Annotated in this window: 15 protein-coding genes and 2 tRNA genes; 11 read left to right on the top strand and 6 right to left on the bottom strand. The window is 69.0% G+C overall.

Annotated features, from left to right (window positions below):
* Nucleotide 1: 1 nt before the first annotated feature.
* A complete protein-coding gene (locus ACN27E_RS09340) occupies nucleotides 2-1,120 on the bottom strand; it encodes a PQQ-dependent sugar dehydrogenase (protein WP_422748460.1) in 1,119 nt (372 codons plus the stop codon).
* Between the two features lie 118 nt (nucleotides 1,121-1,238).
* Here ACN27E_RS09340 and ACN27E_RS09335 point away from each other — a divergent pair, with 118 nt between their 5' ends.
* Complete coding sequence (locus ACN27E_RS09335; RefSeq protein WP_422748458.1) at nucleotides 1,239-2,072, top strand: DoxX family protein; 834 nt, start codon at nucleotides 1,239-1,241, stop codon at nucleotides 2,070-2,072.
* A gap of 10 nt (nucleotides 2,073-2,082) precedes the next feature.
* Here the strand turns inward: ACN27E_RS09335 and ACN27E_RS09330 are convergent, their stop codons facing one another.
* Entirely contained in the window at nucleotides 2,083-2,424 is a 342-nt protein-coding gene (locus tag ACN27E_RS09330; RefSeq protein ID WP_422749745.1) for a PH domain-containing protein, read from the bottom strand.
* Nucleotides 2,425-2,803: 379 nt separating this feature from the next.
* Between ACN27E_RS09330 and ACN27E_RS09325 the strand changes: the two genes are divergently transcribed.
* The 3 genes from ACN27E_RS09325 to ilvC all read left to right on the top strand — a co-directional run bounded on the left by ACN27E_RS09325 (nucleotide 2,804) and on the right by ilvC (nucleotide 6,184).
* Nucleotides 2,804-4,612 (top strand): acetolactate synthase large subunit, encoded by a 1,809-nt coding sequence (locus ACN27E_RS09325; protein WP_422749744.1) that lies wholly within the window; start codon nucleotides 2,804-2,806, stop codon nucleotides 4,610-4,612.
* On the top strand, nucleotides 4,612-5,118 hold the full coding sequence (gene ilvN, locus ACN27E_RS09320) for an acetolactate synthase small subunit (protein WP_422748456.1): 507 nt from the start codon (nucleotides 4,612-4,614) through the stop codon (nucleotides 5,116-5,118). Before ACN27E_RS09325 ends, ilvN begins: the two co-directional genes overlap by 1 nt.
* A 64-nt stretch (nucleotides 5,119-5,182) precedes the next feature.
* Nucleotides 5,183-6,184, top strand: coding sequence for a ketol-acid reductoisomerase (ilvC, locus tag ACN27E_RS09315; protein ID WP_422749742.1), 1,002 nt, complete (start codon nucleotides 5,183-5,185; stop codon nucleotides 6,182-6,184).
* Between the two features lie 43 nt (nucleotides 6,185-6,227).
* On the opposite strand, the gene ACN27E_RS09310 is transcribed toward ilvC, so the two are convergent.
* Entirely contained in the window at nucleotides 6,228-7,676 is a 1,449-nt protein-coding gene (locus ACN27E_RS09310) for a phytoene desaturase family protein (protein WP_422749740.1), read from the bottom strand.
* Between the two features lie 63 nt (nucleotides 7,677-7,739).
* On the opposite strand from ACN27E_RS09310, the gene serA reads away from it, so the two are divergent.
* From serA to ACN27E_RS09295, 3 genes are read left to right on the top strand one after another with little or no spacing between them, the layout of a single operon-like run.
* A complete protein-coding gene (gene serA, locus ACN27E_RS09305; RefSeq protein ID WP_422748454.1) occupies nucleotides 7,740-9,326 on the top strand; it encodes a phosphoglycerate dehydrogenase in 1,587 nt (528 codons plus the stop codon).
* The gene (locus ACN27E_RS09300) at nucleotides 9,323-10,333 is read left to right on the top strand and encodes a 3-isopropylmalate dehydrogenase (RefSeq protein WP_422748452.1); all 1,011 of its coding nucleotides are present in this window, start codon (nucleotides 9,323-9,325) and stop codon (nucleotides 10,331-10,333) included. The genes serA and ACN27E_RS09300 overlap by 4 nt, the downstream gene beginning before the upstream one ends.
* Entirely contained in the window at nucleotides 10,334-10,906 is a 573-nt protein-coding gene (locus tag ACN27E_RS09295) for a hypothetical protein (RefSeq protein ID WP_422748451.1), read from the top strand.
* Nucleotides 10,907-10,931: 25 nt separating this feature from the next.
* Here the strand turns inward: ACN27E_RS09295 and ACN27E_RS09290 are convergent, their stop codons facing one another.
* Nucleotides 10,932-11,123, bottom strand: a complete 192-nt coding sequence (locus ACN27E_RS09290; protein ID WP_422748448.1) for a hypothetical protein — start codon at nucleotides 11,121-11,123, stop codon at nucleotides 10,932-10,934.
* Between the two features lie 21 nt (nucleotides 11,124-11,144).
* Nucleotides 11,145-12,326 carry an MFS transporter gene (locus ACN27E_RS09285; protein ID WP_422748446.1) on the bottom strand — a complete coding sequence of 394 codons (1,182 nt, stop codon included), beginning with the start codon at nucleotides 12,324-12,326 and terminating at the stop codon, nucleotides 11,145-11,147.
* Between the two features lie 176 nt (nucleotides 12,327-12,502).
* Between ACN27E_RS09285 and ACN27E_RS09280 the strand changes: the two genes are divergently transcribed.
* From ACN27E_RS09280 to ACN27E_RS09265, 4 genes are all read left to right on the top strand, one after another.
* Nucleotides 12,503-13,282: a fumarylacetoacetate hydrolase family protein gene (locus tag ACN27E_RS09280; protein ID WP_422749738.1), complete on the top strand. Its 780-nt coding sequence runs from the start codon at nucleotides 12,503-12,505 to the stop codon at nucleotides 13,280-13,282.
* Nucleotides 13,279-14,751, top strand: a complete 1,473-nt coding sequence (gene gltX / locus ACN27E_RS09275; protein WP_422748445.1) for a glutamate--tRNA ligase — start codon at nucleotides 13,279-13,281, stop codon at nucleotides 14,749-14,751. The genes ACN27E_RS09280 and gltX overlap by 4 nt, the downstream gene beginning before the upstream one ends.
* A gap of 136 nt (nucleotides 14,752-14,887) precedes the next feature.
* Nucleotides 14,888-14,962 (top strand) — tRNA-Gln (locus tag ACN27E_RS09270).
* 61 nt (nucleotides 14,963-15,023) lie between these two features.
* A tRNA-Glu gene (locus ACN27E_RS09265) sits at nucleotides 15,024-15,099 on the top strand.
* Nucleotides 15,100-15,120: 21 nt separating this feature from the next.
* On the opposite strand, the gene ACN27E_RS09260 is transcribed toward ACN27E_RS09265, so the two are convergent.
* Nucleotides 15,121-15,822, bottom strand: coding sequence for an IclR family transcriptional regulator (locus tag ACN27E_RS09260; protein WP_422748443.1), 702 nt, complete (start codon nucleotides 15,820-15,822; stop codon nucleotides 15,121-15,123).
* Between the last annotated feature and the right edge of the window lie 75 nt (nucleotides 15,823-15,897).

Raw genomic sequence — 15,897 nt, 5'->3', positions numbered from 1 at the left:
GTCAGGTGTTGTCGGCGCTGCTGCGCGGGAAGCCGCCCTCTGGGAACAGCGGGAACACCACGTCGTCGGTGATCTCGGCATCGCCCGCGGTCTTGTTCACCGTGGCACCCCAGACGTTGCCGTCCGCGGAGAGCTGCAACGCCCAGGCGTGACCGCGGGTGTCCTGGCGGATCACCTCGGGTTCACCGGTCACCGCACCGGTGTCGGGGGCCATGCGCACGGCCACCGTCTGCTTGGTGTTGACGAGGTTGACCAGCACGGTGCCGTCGAGGGCGGCGCAGCCGGCGACGCCGGGCCGATCCGGCCAGGTCCACACGGTGGATACCTTCGAGTCTTTCGTCATCTTCTGCAGCCGGTCGCCGGTCGGCGTGCGGTCGGTGATGTAGAGCGCGCCGTCGGCCGGGTCGATGCACATCGCGCCGCCCGCACCCATCCCGCTCAGCGCCGTCGTGGTGGGCGCCTGGTTGACCGTGGTCGGCTGTTCGATGCGCAGCACCTTGCCCGCCTGCGACGCCGGGTCGGCGGCCAGCGCGGGGTTGCCGGCATCGCCGGTCTGCACCAGCAGCGTGGTCGGGCTCGTGAAGATCAGCGACCCCATATTGCCGGTGGTCCCCTTGGGGATTCCGGTCAGGATCGGCTTGGGCACGTCGCCGTCGGCGATGCGGATCACCCGGTTGTCGGTGGGGGTGCTGACATAGGCGTACATCAGCCGGTCCTGCGAATAGGTCGGGGACAGCACGATGTCCATCAGGCCGCCGTCGCCGGACGGATCGACCGGGATCGTCGTCTTCACCTTGGGCTCTGCGCGGACCGACACTTCCTTGACCGCGCCGGTGGTGCGTTCGGCCACCAACGCCGACTGGCTGTCGGGCAGCATGATCAACCCGCTGGTGCTCTCCAGGCAGCCCTGCATCACCCCCTGGGCAGGACACTCCTTGGGGAACGGCTTGGCCGGCAGCGGCGGGGGCGGGGGAGGCGTCGAGGTCTGCCCGGGAGCCATCTCGGGTTCGGTGGTGAACGGTTGGGACTGGGCGTCGTCGAAACGCGCGCAGGCCGATCCGAACAGCGCCGTCGCGCACAGCAGTGCTGCCAGTCCCGTCAGCGGCCGGCGCATCGTCATGCAGGCCAGGTTACGGATCGCGCGGCGGTACGCGCCACGGCCCGGCGAAGCCAGACCGTGACCAAAGCGCCGTGGCAAATGCGCGGTTCCGCGGTGATCTGCACCTACCCTGGCAGGCGTGACCAGTCAACCCCAGGACGCGCGCACCTGGCAACGGCCCGACGACCCGGCCCGGCCCGCCACGGCGAGCCTGGTCGACCCGGAGGACGACCTGCCGTCATCGACGTACGGCGGCGACTTCGAGACCACCGCGATCCCGCGCTGGGACGCGAACAAGGGCGCCCCGGCCCAACCGGTGTACAACCTGATGAACGAGCCGGAGCCGCTGCCCTATGTGCAGCCCGGAAACGGCCATCCGCTGGGGCATTACGGCGCCGAGCCGACGGAGGTCGGGTACGACCCCTTCGCCGAGGACCGGCTCAAGGCGGCGGGCCGGCGCGGTACCCAGGATCTCGGGCTGATGCTGCTGCGCGTCGGTCTGGGTGTCCTGCTGATCGCCCACGGGCTGCGGCAGGCGTTCGGGCTGTGGGGCGGCACCGGACTGAACGGCCTGGAGAACGTTCTCGGCGACGCCGGCTACCAGCACGCCGACATCCTGGTCTACCTCGCCGCCGCCGGGCAGATCGCCGCAGGCGTGCTGCTCGCACTCGGGCTGTTCACCCCGGTGGCCGCCGCGATCGCGCTCGCCTATCTGATCAACGCCTTGCTCGCCTCGATCACCACCCAGGGCAACGGCTTCGCCTTCTTTCTGCCCGACGGGCACGAATTCCAGGTGACGCTCATCGTGGTCGCCGCGGTGGTCGCCCTCAGCGGACCGGGCCGCTACGGCTTCGATGCCGGACGGGGCTGGGCACGGCGGCCGTTCGTGGGGTCATTCGTGGCCCTGCTGCTCGGCATCGGCGCCGGTGTCGCGGTGTGGGTGCTGCTCAACGGCGCCAACCCGCTGGGCTGACCGGGCTGGTTCAGCGGTAGGGGTTGGGCACCCGCCCGCCGCTCACCGCAGTGAGCTCGGGCAACGTATTGAACGTCACCGCGGGCAGCGTCGTCTCGGTGCCGTCCTTGCACCGGGCCTTCGCCCAGGCGCCCCTGCCGAAGCGCAGCCCGTCCATATCGCTCCAGGCCAGCGTGCGGCTGCTCAGCAGGGTGCGGGCAGTGACGCCCGCGCCATCGGCGACGGTGCGGTACCGCGCGACCGCCACCGCGGCGATCACCGGGATAACCAGCAGCGGCAGGAACCACCTCGGGTTGGCCAACACCACCGACAGCAGACCGAGGGTGAAGAAGCCGACCGCGAGGTGGGCCATCGGGGAGATCCGCACCACAACCGGTTCCGGCGTCGCGGTTGACGACGACCCGGACCCGGACACCGAAGATGAGCTCACCCCTCCGATTCTGGCACCGTCGCCGGGCGGCACCGCAATTTGACCTTTGAGCTGTGCGGAGGCTACCGTCGAGTGCTATGCAGTCGCTGGAGCTCGTAGTAATCGGTTGGCGCGTTGATGCCGCGCTGGCCCGCTGCCGGGCATAGCAACCAGCATCGACGCGCCACCCTCGAACAGCGACCCGCTGTCGGGGGTTTTTTCTTGCCCGAGGAACCGCACCACACACCGAAGAGGGAAACCAGTGAGCGCACCGACCACGCGACCACCGCACCGCCCGAGCACGCCCAACGGCGAGCAGGCCGTGTCGGCCGTCAAGTCCACCAGCCCCAAGGTCGTGACGCCGCGCCAGGTCGCCCCGGAGCAGATGACCGGCGCTCAGGCGGTGATCCGGTCCCTCGAAGAACTCGACGTCGACACGATCTTCGGTATCCCCGGTGGCGCGGTGCTGCCGGTGTACGACCCGCTGTTCGATTCGCAGAAGCTGCGCCACGTGCTGGTCCGCCACGAGCAGGGCGCCGGGCACGCCGCCAGCGGCTACGCCCACGCCACCGGCAAGGTCGGGGTGATGATGGCCACGTCGGGCCCCGGCGCGACCAATCTGGTCACTCCGCTGGCCGACGCCCAGATGGATTCCGTCCCGGTGGTGGCGATCACCGGTCAGGTCGGGCGGAGCCTCATCGGCACCGACGCATTCCAAGAGGCCGACATCTCGGGCATCACCATGCCGATCACCAAGCACAACTTCCTGGTGCGCCGGGGCGACGACATCCCGCGGGCGCTGGCCGAGGCGTTCCACATCGCCGCGACCGGCAGGCCCGGTGCGGTGCTCGTCGACATCCCCAAGGACATCCTGCAGGGGCAGTGCACGTTCAGCTGGCCGCCGCAGATCGACCTGCCCGGCTACAAGCCGAACACCAAACCGCACAACCGCCAGATCCGGGAGGCCGCCAAGCTGATCGCGGCCGCCCACAAGCCGGTGCTCTACATCGGTGGCGGGGTCATCCGCGGCGAGGCCACCGAGGAGCTGCGCACGCTCGCGGAGATGACGGGCATCCCGGTGGTCACCACCCTGATGGCGCGCGGGGCGTTCCCCGACAGCCATCGGCAGAATCTGGGCATGCCGGGGATGCACGGCACCGTCGCCGCGGTCGCCGGCCTACAGCGCAGTGACCTGTTGATCGCGCTGGGCACCCGGTTCGACGACCGGGTGACCGGGAAACTCGACTCGTTCGCCCCCGGTGCCAAGGTGATCCACGCCGACATCGACCCGGCCGAGATCGGCAAGAACCGGCACGCCGACGTGCCGATCGTGGGCGACGTCAAGGCCGTGCTCACCGATCTGATCGAGGTGCTGCGCCGTGACGACTCCGTCGGCGCGCTCGACATCGACCAGTGGTGGCAGTACCTGCAGGGTGTGCAGGACACCTATCCGCTGAGCTACGGTCCGCAGAGCGACGGCAGCCTGTCACCCGAATACGTCATCGAGACGCTGGGCAAGCTCGCCGGCCCCGACGCCATCTACGTCGCCGGCGTGGGCCAGCACCAAATGTGGGCGGCCCAGTTCATCTCCTATGAGAAGCCCAAGACATGGCTGAACTCCGGGGGTCTGGGCACGATGGGCTACGCCGTGCCCGCGGCCATGGGCGCCAAAATGGGCCGCCCGGATGCCGAGGTGTGGGCCGTCGACGGTGACGGTTGCTTCCAGATGACCAATCAGGAACTGGCGACCTGTGCCATCGAGGGCATCCCGATCAAGGTCGCGCTGATCAACAACGGCAACCTCGGCATGGTGCGGCAATGGCAGACGCTGTTCTACGAAGAGCGTTACAGCCAAACCGATCTGGCCACGCATTCACGTCGCATCCCCGACTTCGTGAAGCTGGCGGAGGCGCTGGGCTGCGTCGGGCTGCGCTGCGAGCGCGAAGAGGATGTCGCCGACGTCATCAACCAGGCACGCGCGATCAACGACCGGCCGGTGGTCATCGACTTCACCGTGGGCGCGGACGCGCAGGTGTGGCCGATGGTGGCTGCCGGCACCGGCAATGACGAGATCATGGCGGCGCGAGATATCCGTCCGCTGTTCGACGACAACGAAGAGGGGCACGCCTGATGGCCATCTCCACCCACACCCTCTCGGTGCTCGTCGAGGACAAACCCGGCGTGCTCGCCCGGGTCGCGGCGTTGTTCTCCCGGCGCGGGTTCAACATCCAGAGTCTGGCCGTCGGCGCGACCGAGCAGAAGGACCTCTCGAGGATGACGATCGTCGTCAGCGTGGAGGATCAGCCGCTCGAGCAGATCACCAAACAGCTGAACAAGCTGATCAACGTGATCAAGATCGTCGAACAGGATGAGGAGAACGCGGTCTCGCGCGAACTCGCCCTGATCAAGGTGCGCACCGACGCCACCACGCGCGGCCAGGTCATCGAGGCGGTCAACCTGTTCCGCGCGAAGGTGGTCGACGTGTCGACCGAATCGCTGACCGTGGAAGCCACCGGCACCGCCGCCAAACTCGAGGCGCTGCTGCGGGTGCTGGAGCCCTACGGGATCCGTGAGATCGTGCAATCCGGCGTGGTGTCGTTGTCGCGGGGTCCGCGGGGCATCGGCGCGGCCAAGTAATACCCGGAACAGAAGACAACCCCAGAAATAGGACAAGGAAGAAGAAGCACGTATGGCAGTTGAGATGTTCTACGACGACGACGCCGATCTGTCGATCATCCAGGGCCGCAAGGTCGCGGTCATCGGCTACGGCAGCCAGGGCCACGCGCACTCGCTGAGCCTGCGCGACTCCGGTGTGCAGGTGAAGGTCGGTCTCAAAGAAGGCTCGAAGTCCCGCGAGAAGGTCACCGAGCAGGGTCTGGAGGTCGACACCCCGGCCGAGGTCGCCAAGTGGGCCGATGTGATCATGCTGCTCGCGCCGGACACCGCCCAGGCCGAGATCTTCAAGAATGACATCGAGCCCAATCTCAACGACGGTGACGCGCTGCTGTTCGGTCACGGCCTCAACATCCACTTCGGCCTGATCAAGCCGCCGGCCAACGTGACCATCGGCATGGTCGCCCCCAAGGGGCCCGGCCACCTCGTGCGCCGTCAGTTCGTCGACGGCAAAGGCGTGCCCTGTCTGATCGCCGTCGACCAGGACCCCAAGGGGGAGGGTCAGGCGCTGTGCCTGTCCTACGCCGCGGCCATCGGTGGCGCGCGCGCCGGCGTGATCAAGACCGACTTCAAAGAAGAGACCGAGACCGACCTGTTCGGCGAGCAGGCCGTCCTGTGCGGTGGCACCGAGGAACTGGTCAAGGCCGGTTTCGAGGTCATGGTCGAGGCCGGTTACGCCCCTGAGATGGCGTACTTCGAGGTGCTGCACGAGCTCAAGCTCATCGTCGACCTGATGTACGAGGGTGGCATCGCGCGGATGAACTACTCGGTGTCCGACACCGCCGAATTCGGTGGCTATCTGTCGGGTCCGCGGGTCATCGACGCCGACACCAAGGATCGGATGCGCGCCATTCTGAAGGACATTCAGGACGGCACCTTCGTCAAGCGCCTGGTCGCCAACGTCGAGGGCGGCAACAAGGAGCTCGAGGGTCTGCGCAAGCAGAACGCCGAGCATCCGATCGAGGTCACCGGCAAGAAGCTGCGGGATCTGATGAGCTGGGTCGACCGGCCGATCACCGAGACCGCCTAGTCACTGATGCGACACAGCATTCCCGGTCGTCGATTCGCGAGAATCACGGCCGGGAATGTTGTTTCGGGGCCAATGACGGCGTGGTCTCGATGCCGAACTCGCGGCGCAGCACGGTGCGGGCCGCGTAGTAGCCGGCCATGCCGTGCACCCCGGTGCCCGGCGGAGTCGCCGACGAGCACAGATAGGCCTGGGGGATCGGCGTCGTCCAGGGGTTGAGCCGGAGGGTGGGGCCGATCAGCGCGGCGGGTAGCGTCGCGCCGCCGACGATGATGTCGCCGCCGACGTAATTCGCGTTGTGAGCCGACATCTCGGCGGCCGGCACACAGCGTGCGCCCAGCACCAGATCGCGGAAGCCCGGGGCCACGCGCTCGAACATGGACGTGATCGTCTCGGTGAGATCGGCGGGCGACCCCGAGGGCACATGGGCGTAGGTCCACAGCGGGCGGCGGCCCTGGGCGTCGATGCGGGACGGATCGGCCAGATGCGGCAGCGACGCCAGCGTCATCGGCCACTCGGCGTGGCGGCCCGCCGCGATCTCCCGTTCGGCCAGCGCCATCTGCGTCCGCGTCCCACCCATGTGCACGGTCGCCGCGTCGGCCACCCGCGGGTCCCGCCACGGGATGTCGCCGGAGAGCACGAAATCGACCTTGCAGACGCCCGGACCGAATCGGTAGCGCCGCAACGCCCGCGCGTACCGGGCCGGCACCGCGTCGCCGTAGATGCCGAGCAGCGCCGTCGGGGCGGTGTCATAGATCACCACCCCGTCCGGGGCAGCGGTGACCGGTTGGCCCAGCACCACCTCACCGCCGTGGGCGATCAGGTCGGCGACGAGCGCCTCGGTGATCTGCTGGGTGCCGCCGACAGGCACCGGCCAGCCCGCGGTGTGGGCGACGGTGCCCAGCATCAGCCCGGCGCCGCTGTTCACCGGCGACGGCATGGTGTGGATCGCGTGCACCCCGACCCCGCTGAACAGCGAACGGGCGTCGATGCCACGCAGCAGCCCCCACAGCGGGCTGCCCTGGGCCAGCACCCGCAGTCCGGTGCGGACCGTCGTCGGCAGATCCGGCGGCAGCGACCGCTTGTCGCCGAGGAAGAAGCCCAGCACCCCGTCGACGTGCTCGACGAGCGGACCGAACAGCCGTCGCCAGCTGTCGCCGTCGTCGAGTTCGTCGCACGTGCGGTCCAGTGACCGGTAGGCCACCGCCGCCGGCCGGCCCGGCAGCGGGTTGGCGTAGGACACCGCCGGGGACACCAGCGAGACGCCGCGCGCGGCCAGGTCGAACTCGGCGAAGAACGGTGACGCGATCCCGAGCGGGTGCACCGCCGAACACACGTCGTGCAACACCTCGGGGAACTGCGGATCCGCGGCGCTACGTGCCCCGCCCCCGGCGGTCGGCTGACCTTCGATCACCCGGACCGAGAGCCCGGCGCGCGCGCAGATCACCGCGGCGGCCAGCCCGTTGGGGCCGCTGCCCACGACGGTCACGTCCACTGATCCCGCTGCCGCCCCGCTCCTGCCCGCCATCCCGATATTGAAGCCCATTAGGCTGGCCGCGTGAGTCTCCCCGTTGTGTTGATTGCCGACAAGCTCGCGGAAAGCACCGTCGCCGCCCTCGGCGACCAGGTCGAAGTCCGGTGGGTCGACGGTCCCGACCGGCCGAAGTTGCTGGCCGCCGTGCCCGAGGCCGACGCTCTGCTGGTGCGCTCGGCGACCACCGTCGACGCCGAGGTGCTGGCCGCCGCGCCGAAACTCAAGATCGTCGCGCGTGCCGGTGTCGGTCTGGACAACGTCGACGTCGACGCCGCCACCGCCCGGGGCGTGCTGGTGGTCAACGCGCCTACGTCGAACATCCACAGCGCCGCCGAACATGCGCTGGCGCTGCTGCTCTCCGCGGCCCGGCAGATCCCGGCGGCCGACGCGACGCTGCGCGAACACACCTGGAAGCGATCGTCGTTCTCCGGCACCGAGATCTTCGGCAAGACCGTCGGCGTGGTCGGGCTGGGCCGGATCGGTCAGCTCGTCGCCCAGCGCCTCGCGGCATTCGGTACCCACGTCGTGGCCTACGACCCCTATGTCTCCGCGGCCCGCGCCGCGCAGCTGGGTATCGAGCTAATCAGCCTCGACGAGCTGCTCGGCCGCGCGGACTTCATCTCGGTGCACCTGCCCAAGACCAAGGAGACCGCAGGGCTGATCAACGCCGACGCGCTGGCCAAGACGAAGCCGGGCGTCATCATCGTCAACGCCGCCCGCGGTGGGCTCATCGATGAGCAGGCGCTGGCCGATGCGATCACCAGCGGTCACGTCCGCGGCGCCGGTCTCGACGTGTTCTCGACCGAACCGTGCACCGACAGCCCACTGTTCGAGTTGCCCCAGGTGGTCGTCACGCCGCATCTCGGCGCGTCGACCGCCGAGGCGCAGGATCGGGCCGGCACCGACGTCGCGGCGAGCGTGCGCCTGGCGTTGGCCGGCGAATTCGTCCCCGACGCGGTCAACGTGGGCGGCGGTGTGGTCGGCGAGGAGGTCGCCCCGTGGCTGGAGCTGGTGCGCAAGCTCGGGCTGCTGGCCGGCGCGCTGGCGACCGAACCGACGACGACGCTGTCAGTGCGGGTGTGCGGTGAGCTGGCCGCCGAGGATGTGGAGATCCTCAAGCTGTCGGCACTGCGCGGTCTGTTCTCCACCGTCACCGACCAGCAGGTGACATTCGTCAACGCCCCGGCACTGGCCGCCGAGCGTGGTGTGCAGTCCGAATTGGTGACCGCCTCGGAGAGCCCCAACCATCGCAGCGTGGTCGACGTCCGCGCGGTGGCCGCCGACGGTTCGATCACCAACGTCGCCGGCACGCTGTCCGGCCCGCAGCAGGTGCAGAAGGTGGTCCAGATCAACGGCCGCAACTTCGATCTGCGCGCCGAGGGGGTCAACCTGATCGTCAACTACGCCGATCAGCCCGGGGCGCTCGGCAAGATCGGCACGCTGCTCGGCGGCGCAGACGTCAACATCCTGGCCGCGCAACTCAGCCAGGACGCCGAAGGTCCCAGTGCGACGATCCTGCTGCGACTGGACCGCGAGGTGCCCGCCGATCTGCGGTCCGCGATCGCCGACGCCGTGGGCGCCAACACCCTCGAAGTGGTGGACCTCGCGTGAAACTCGCTGTCATCGCCGGGGACGGCATCGGCCCGGAGGTCATCGCCGAGGCGCTGAAGGTACTCGACGTGGTGCTGCCGGGGGTGGAGCGCACCGAGTACGACCTGGGCGCGCGCCGCTACCACGCGACCGGTGAACTGCTCACCGACCAGACCATCGAGGAACTTCGCGGATTCGACGCGATCCTGCTCGGCGCGATCGGTGACCCGTCGGTCCCCAGCGGTGTGCTCGAGCGCGGTCTGCTGCTGAAGCTGCGGTTCGCCCTGGACCATCACGTGAACCTGCGGCCGGGCCGGCTGTTCCCGGGAGTGGACAGCCCGCTGTCGGGGGTGACCGGCATCGATTTCGTGGTGGTGCGCGAGGGTACCGAGGGCCCCTACACCGGCAACGGCGGCGCCCTGCGCGTCGGCACCCCGCACGAGGTGGCCACCGAGGTCAGCGTCAACACCGCATACGGCGTCGAGCGGGTGGTGCGTGACGCGTTCGCCCGCGCCCAGTCCCGCCGCAAACACCTGACCCTGGTGCACAAGACCAATGTGCTGACCTTCGCGGGCAGCCTCTGGTCGCGGGTGGTCGCCGAGGTGGGCGCCGAATACCCGGACGTGGACGTCGCCTATCAGCACGTCGACGCGGCGATGATCCACCTCGTCACCGACCCGGGCCGATTCGACGTCATCGTGACCGACAATCTGTTCGGCGACATCGTCACCGATCTGGCCGCCGCGGTGTGCGGTGGGATCGGGCTGGCGGCCAGCGGCAACATCGATGCCACCCGCTCGAACCCGTCGATGTTCGAGCCGGTGCACGGCAGCGCGCCTGACATCGCCGGACAGGGGCTCGCCGACCCCACCGCGGCAGTCATGTCGGTGGCCCTGCTGCTCCACCACATCGGCGAGACCGACGCGGCCGAGCGGGTGGACCGCGCGGTCGAGGCGCACCTGGCCGACCGCGGCACCGAGCGGTTGTCCACCTCGGCGGTCGGCGACCGGATCGTCGGTCTGCTGTAGGTGACGCTGGCACGGCAGTGCTGGCTGTTCGTGATCGGCTCATCGCTGTTCGCGCTCGCCACGGTGCCGGGCTTCGCCCCGACCGCCGGGGCCGGAGCGGCCAACGCGCTGTGCTTCGCCGGCTCGTTCTTCTTCACCGCTGCGGCGTGGATCCAGCTGAACCGCGCGCGTTCGCAGTCCCAGACGGACTGGTGGAGTGCGGCAACCCAATTCGCGGGCACCCTGTTGTTCAACGTGAGTACCGGCGCGGCGGTGTGGGCGCATGCGGTCACCCAGGAGCGCCGCCTGGTGTGGGCGCCCGACGCGACCGGTTCGGTGGCGTTCCTGATCAGCGGGGTGCTCGGCATCGTGGCCGTCAGCACCTCGATCGGGCTCGTCGCACCCGCAGCCCGTGACTGGCAGGCCCAGTGGGTCAACATGATCGGCTGCGTGGCGTTCGGCATCTCCGCGGCCGGTGCGTTCGTCAGCCGCGCCGGGATCACCGAGGATGCGTTGCTGGCCAACCTCGGGACGTTCATCGGGGCGCTGTGTTTCCTGGCCGCGGCGGTGCTGGTGCTTCCCGCCCGCAGCTGAGGAACCCGCCGCGCGCGACGGCGGGTCAGCCCGGCTGATGGACGGCCTCGACGGTGTAGAGGTGGGGGTCGAAGCCGATCGCCAACTCGGCCGCCCGGGCCATGTGCTCGCGGGCAACGGGATCGCTGAACATCCGCTCGTGGGCCGCTGCGCTGTCCCACTGCGCGTGGTTGACGACCCGGGTGCCGTCGGTGCTGAGGTGAACCTCGAGACGCAATGACCCGGCGCGGCGCCCGGGCTAAGCCTCGGTGTCGGCGGGTACCAGCGGCAGGGCGACGACCGGTAACACCGCGCAGACGGCGAATGCGATGGGATACCCCGCGGCGCCGATCATCGTGCCGAAAGTTGGGGCCGCGATGGCCGACGCCAGGTGCTGGCTGGTGTTCTGCGCGCCGAGTGCCCGTCCACTCCAGAACGGGCCCGAGATCTCGGCGATTGCGGTGAAGGCAAGACCGTTGTCGGACACCGTGATCACCGAGGCGATGAGCATGAGTCCGACGCTGACCGGCGAACCCAGCGCGTCGGTCAGCGCGAGCAGTGCCATGGTGGCCGCCGCCGCGGCGGCAATCCACCGGATGGGCCGCAGGCGCTCGCCGATCCGGTCGGACAACCATCCCGCGGCGATCCGTCCTCCTGCGCCGAGGATCTGCGCGATGGTGACCAGGACACCGGCCGACGCCGCCGACCAGTGTCGATCAGCGATCAGCCATACCAGCGTGAACGTCCACATCACCGATTGGGGAACCACCAGCAGTACCGAGGCGGCGTGGATCCGCCACAGCACTGCCGAACCGCGGTACGGATTCGCGAGCGCCTCCGCTGGCGCCTGCGCGCGCGGCGGCCGCGGCGGATCGAGCACCCCCAGCAGGCAGGCGACCGCCGATACGGCGCACACCACGGCGGGGAACGCCAGTGCGGCCGAGACCCCCTGACCGGCGGCCAGGCGCGGAATCACCAACGCACCCAGACCGACACCGAGCGGGACGGCGGTCTGGCGTACACCCATCACCAGTCCGCGCTGATGCGGCGGGAACCACCCCACGACGAGGCGGCCGCTGGCGGAGTTGCTGCTCGCCGCGGCCATGCCGCCCAGGAACAGCAGTGCCCCGACTGCGGGCAGGGAGTCGACCAGAGCGGCGCCCAGAGCCGCCGCGGCGGTCAGGGCCGAGCCGACGGTCAACACGATCCGCTCCCCGATGCGGTCGACGACGTACCCCCAGGCGATGAGGGTCACCACCATGCCGAAGCTCGGCATCGACGACATCAGACCGGCCAGTCCGAGATCGAGTCCGCGCTCGGTGTGCAGCGTCGGGATGAGGAACGCGACGCCGTTGATGAACACGTTGGCGCACATGGTCGACGCCAGTGCCAGTGCCAACATCGACCAGCGTCGTACCGTGCCGATCTCGGTGGCCGTCATGGCGGCCATCGTGCCACGGCAATCTCAATATATGAACTGATGTCTCAAAAAGTGAGACGATCATTCAGGGTGTGGGCGGTGGTCGGCGCCTCCGCACGGCAAGCCGGCCGCCGCCCGCTGCCTCGGTGGGACGGCGCTCGGCGGACGCGCCGATGGCGGACACTAGGCTGACGGGTATGCGCCTTGGTCGAATAGCCAGCCCGGACGGGGTCGCCTTCGTCAGCATCGAGGGGGAGTCCGGCGACGCGGTGGCCCGCGAGATCGCCGAACACCCGTTCGGTAACCCGACATTCACGGGCAGGTCCTGGCCGCTGGCCGACGTTCGGCTGCTCGCGCCGATCCTGGCCAGCAAGGTGGTCTGCATGGGCAAGAACTACGCAGCCCACATCGAGGAGATGGGGGGCGGGCACTTCCCGGATCCGATCATCTTCCTCAAGCCGAACACCGCGATCATCGGGCCCGGGGTGCCGATTCAGCTGCCCGCCGACGCGAATCCGGTGCATTTCGAAGGTGAGCTCGCCGCGGTGATCGGTCGACCCTGCAAGGACGTGCCCGCGGCGCGCGCGGCGGAGAACATCCTCGGTTACACGATCGCCAACGACGTCTCCGCGCGCGACCAGCAGAAAAAGGACGGCCAGTGGATGCGGGCCAAGGGGCACGACACGTTCTGCCCGGTCGGACCGTGGATCGTCACCGACGTGGACGCCGCCGATCTCGAATTGCGCACTGAGGTCAACGGCGAGGTCAAACAGCGCAGCCGGACCTCGATGATGATGCACGACATCGGTGAGATCGTGGAGTGGATCTCAGCGGTGATGACGCTGCTGCCCGGCGACCTGATCCTCACCGGCACCCCGGAGGGGGTCGGCCCGCTCGAACACGGCGACACCGTCAGCATCACGATCGAGGGTATCGGCACGTTGACCAATCCGGTTGTGCGCAAGGGAAGATCATGACCGTTCGCGTCCGGTTCTGCCCCTCGCCGACCGGGATCCCGCACGTCGGCCTGATCCGCACGGCACTGTTCAACTGGGCCTACGCCCGCCATACCGGTGGTCAGCTGGTGTTCCGGCTCGAGGACACCGATGCCCAACGCGACAGCGAGGACAGCTACCTGGCGATCCTCGATGCGCTGAATTGGCTGGGCCTCGATTACGACGAGGGGCCCGATATCGGTGGACCCTATGCGCCCTATCGGCAGTCCCAGCGCCGCGAGATCTACCGCGACGTGGTCGCGCGACTGGTCGAGGCGGGGGAGGCCTACGAGGCGTTCTCCACACCGGAAGAGGTCGAGGCTCGCCACGTCGCGGCCGGCCGCAATCCGAAACTCGGCTACGACAACTTCGACCGCGATCTCGGCGACGATGAGCGTGCGGCGCTGCGGGCGCAGGGCCGCAGTCCGGTGATCCGGCTGCGGATGCCCGACCGCGACATCACCTGGCGCGACCTGGTGCGTGGCGAAACGACCTTCGCCGCGGGCACGGTGCCGGACTTCGCGCTCACCCGGGCCAGCGGTGATCCGCTCTACACCCTGGTCAATCCCGTCGACGACGCGCTGATGAAGATCACCCACGTGCTGCGCGGTGAGGACATCCTGCCGTCCACCCCGCGTCAGATCGCGCTCTACGAGGCCTTGACCCGGATCGGGATCGCCGAGGGAGTCCCGCAATTCGCCCATCTGCCAAGCGTTCTGGGGGAGGGGAACAAGAAGCTCTCCAAACGCGATCCGCAGTCGAATCTGTTCCTGCACCGCGACCGGGGCTTCATCCGGGAGGGGTTGCTGAATTACCTGGCCCTGCTGGGCTGGGGGATCGCCGACGACCGTGACCTGTTCAGCATCGACGAGATGGTCGCTGCTTTCGACGTGGCCGACGTGAACTCCAATCCGGCCCGCTTCGACCAGAAGAAGGCCGATGCGATCAACGCCGAACACCTGAGGCTGCTCAGCGAGCAGGACTTCACCGCGCGGCTACAAGCGTTCTTTGCCGAGCACGGCCACGACACCGGACTCGACGACGCCCAGTTCGCCGAGGCGGCCGGCCTCGTGCAGACCCGCATCGTGGTGCTCGGCGACGCCTGGGAGCTGCTGAAGTTCTTCAACGACGCCGAATTCGGGCTCGACGAGAAGTCGGCGGCCAAGGAGCTCAAGGCGGACGCCGTGCCGGTGCTCGACGCCGCCATCGCCGCTCTGGACGGTGCGCCAGACTGGACGACCGAGGCCATCGAGGCCGCGCTCAAGGCCGCTCTGCTCGACGGGCTGGAACTCAAACCGCGCAAGGCGTTCGGTCCGCTGCGGGTGGCCGCGACGGGGGCGACGGTCAGCCCGCCGCTGTTCGAGTCGCTGCAATTGCTGGGCCGCGACCGGAGCCTGGACAGGATGCGGGCCGGCCGCGAGCACGCGGCGGCCCAGACAGCTCCGGGCTGAGGTGGCGGGTGCCGTGGCGAACGCACCCCGAAACCTTTGGTAGTCTTCTCGTCGGCCCGTCAACGGCACGACGTGGTCCCGCTCGAACGTCCCGGACGCTCGAAAAGGATCATGACCTGCGGTGATGGGTGGCCAATGGGGTATGGTGTAATTGGCAACACAGCTGATTCTGGTTCAGCCATTCTAGGTTCGAGTCCTGGTACCCCAGCCAATCGGAGCGATTAGGTCGCCGCCAGCGGCTGAGCTATGCTGTCTCTCCGGATCAAGTTCTAGCCCCCGTCGTCTAGCGGCCTAGGACGCCGCCCTCTCACGGCGGTAGCGTGGGTTCGAATCCCATCGGGGGTACCACATCTTCGGCGGCCGGGCCGATCACAACCGGCGGGTCAACGCATCGGCGGCGGCAAGTAGATCGGTCGCCCAGCGCACACCGGGACGTCGCCCCATCCGATCGATCGGACCCGACACCGAGATCGCGGCCACCACCGCTCCCGTCGCGTCGCGCACCGGCGCCGAGACACTCGCCACACCCGCTTCGCGTTCGGCCGCACTCTGCGCCCAGCCACGTCGGCGCACCTCCGCCAGGGTGCGGTCGGTGAAGGTGGCCGAGGCCAGCACCGCCTGCTGAGTGGCCGCGTCGGCATGGGCCAGCAGCACCTTGGCGCCCGATCCGGCCGTCATCGGCAGACGGGTGCCCACCGGCACCGTATCCCGCAGGCCCACCGGCGGTTCCAGTGCGGCGACACAGACCCGGGTGGTCCCTTCACGCCGGTAGAGCTGCACGCTCTCCCCGGTGATCTCGCGCAGTCGCGGCAGGACGACCGCCCCCGCTGCCAACAGCGGGTCGTTGACCTTGCCCGCCAGTTCGGTCAGCGCCGGGCCCAAGCGCCAGCGGCCGTCGTTGTCACGGGCCAGCAGCCGGTGTGCCTCCAGGCCGGCCGCCAGTCGATGGGCGGTCGCCCGCGGGAGGCCGGTCCGATCGCAGAGTTCGGCCAGGGCGCACGGTGACTCGGCCACCGTGTGAAGTACGCCCACCGCTTTGTCCAGCACACCGATCCCGCTATCCTGTCCCACAGGGAGATACTAACGTCCCGAAATGTGAGATGGCCAGTGTGACGACGCAGGCCGCCGAGAAGGAATCGAGAAGGT

Origin of the sequence: Mycobacterium sp. WMMD1722 (assembly GCF_049315205.1) — a bacterium.
Classification (GTDB): domain Bacteria; phylum Actinomycetota; class Actinomycetes; order Mycobacteriales; family Mycobacteriaceae; genus Mycobacterium.
This window is presented reverse-complemented; position numbering and strand designations above follow the sequence as displayed.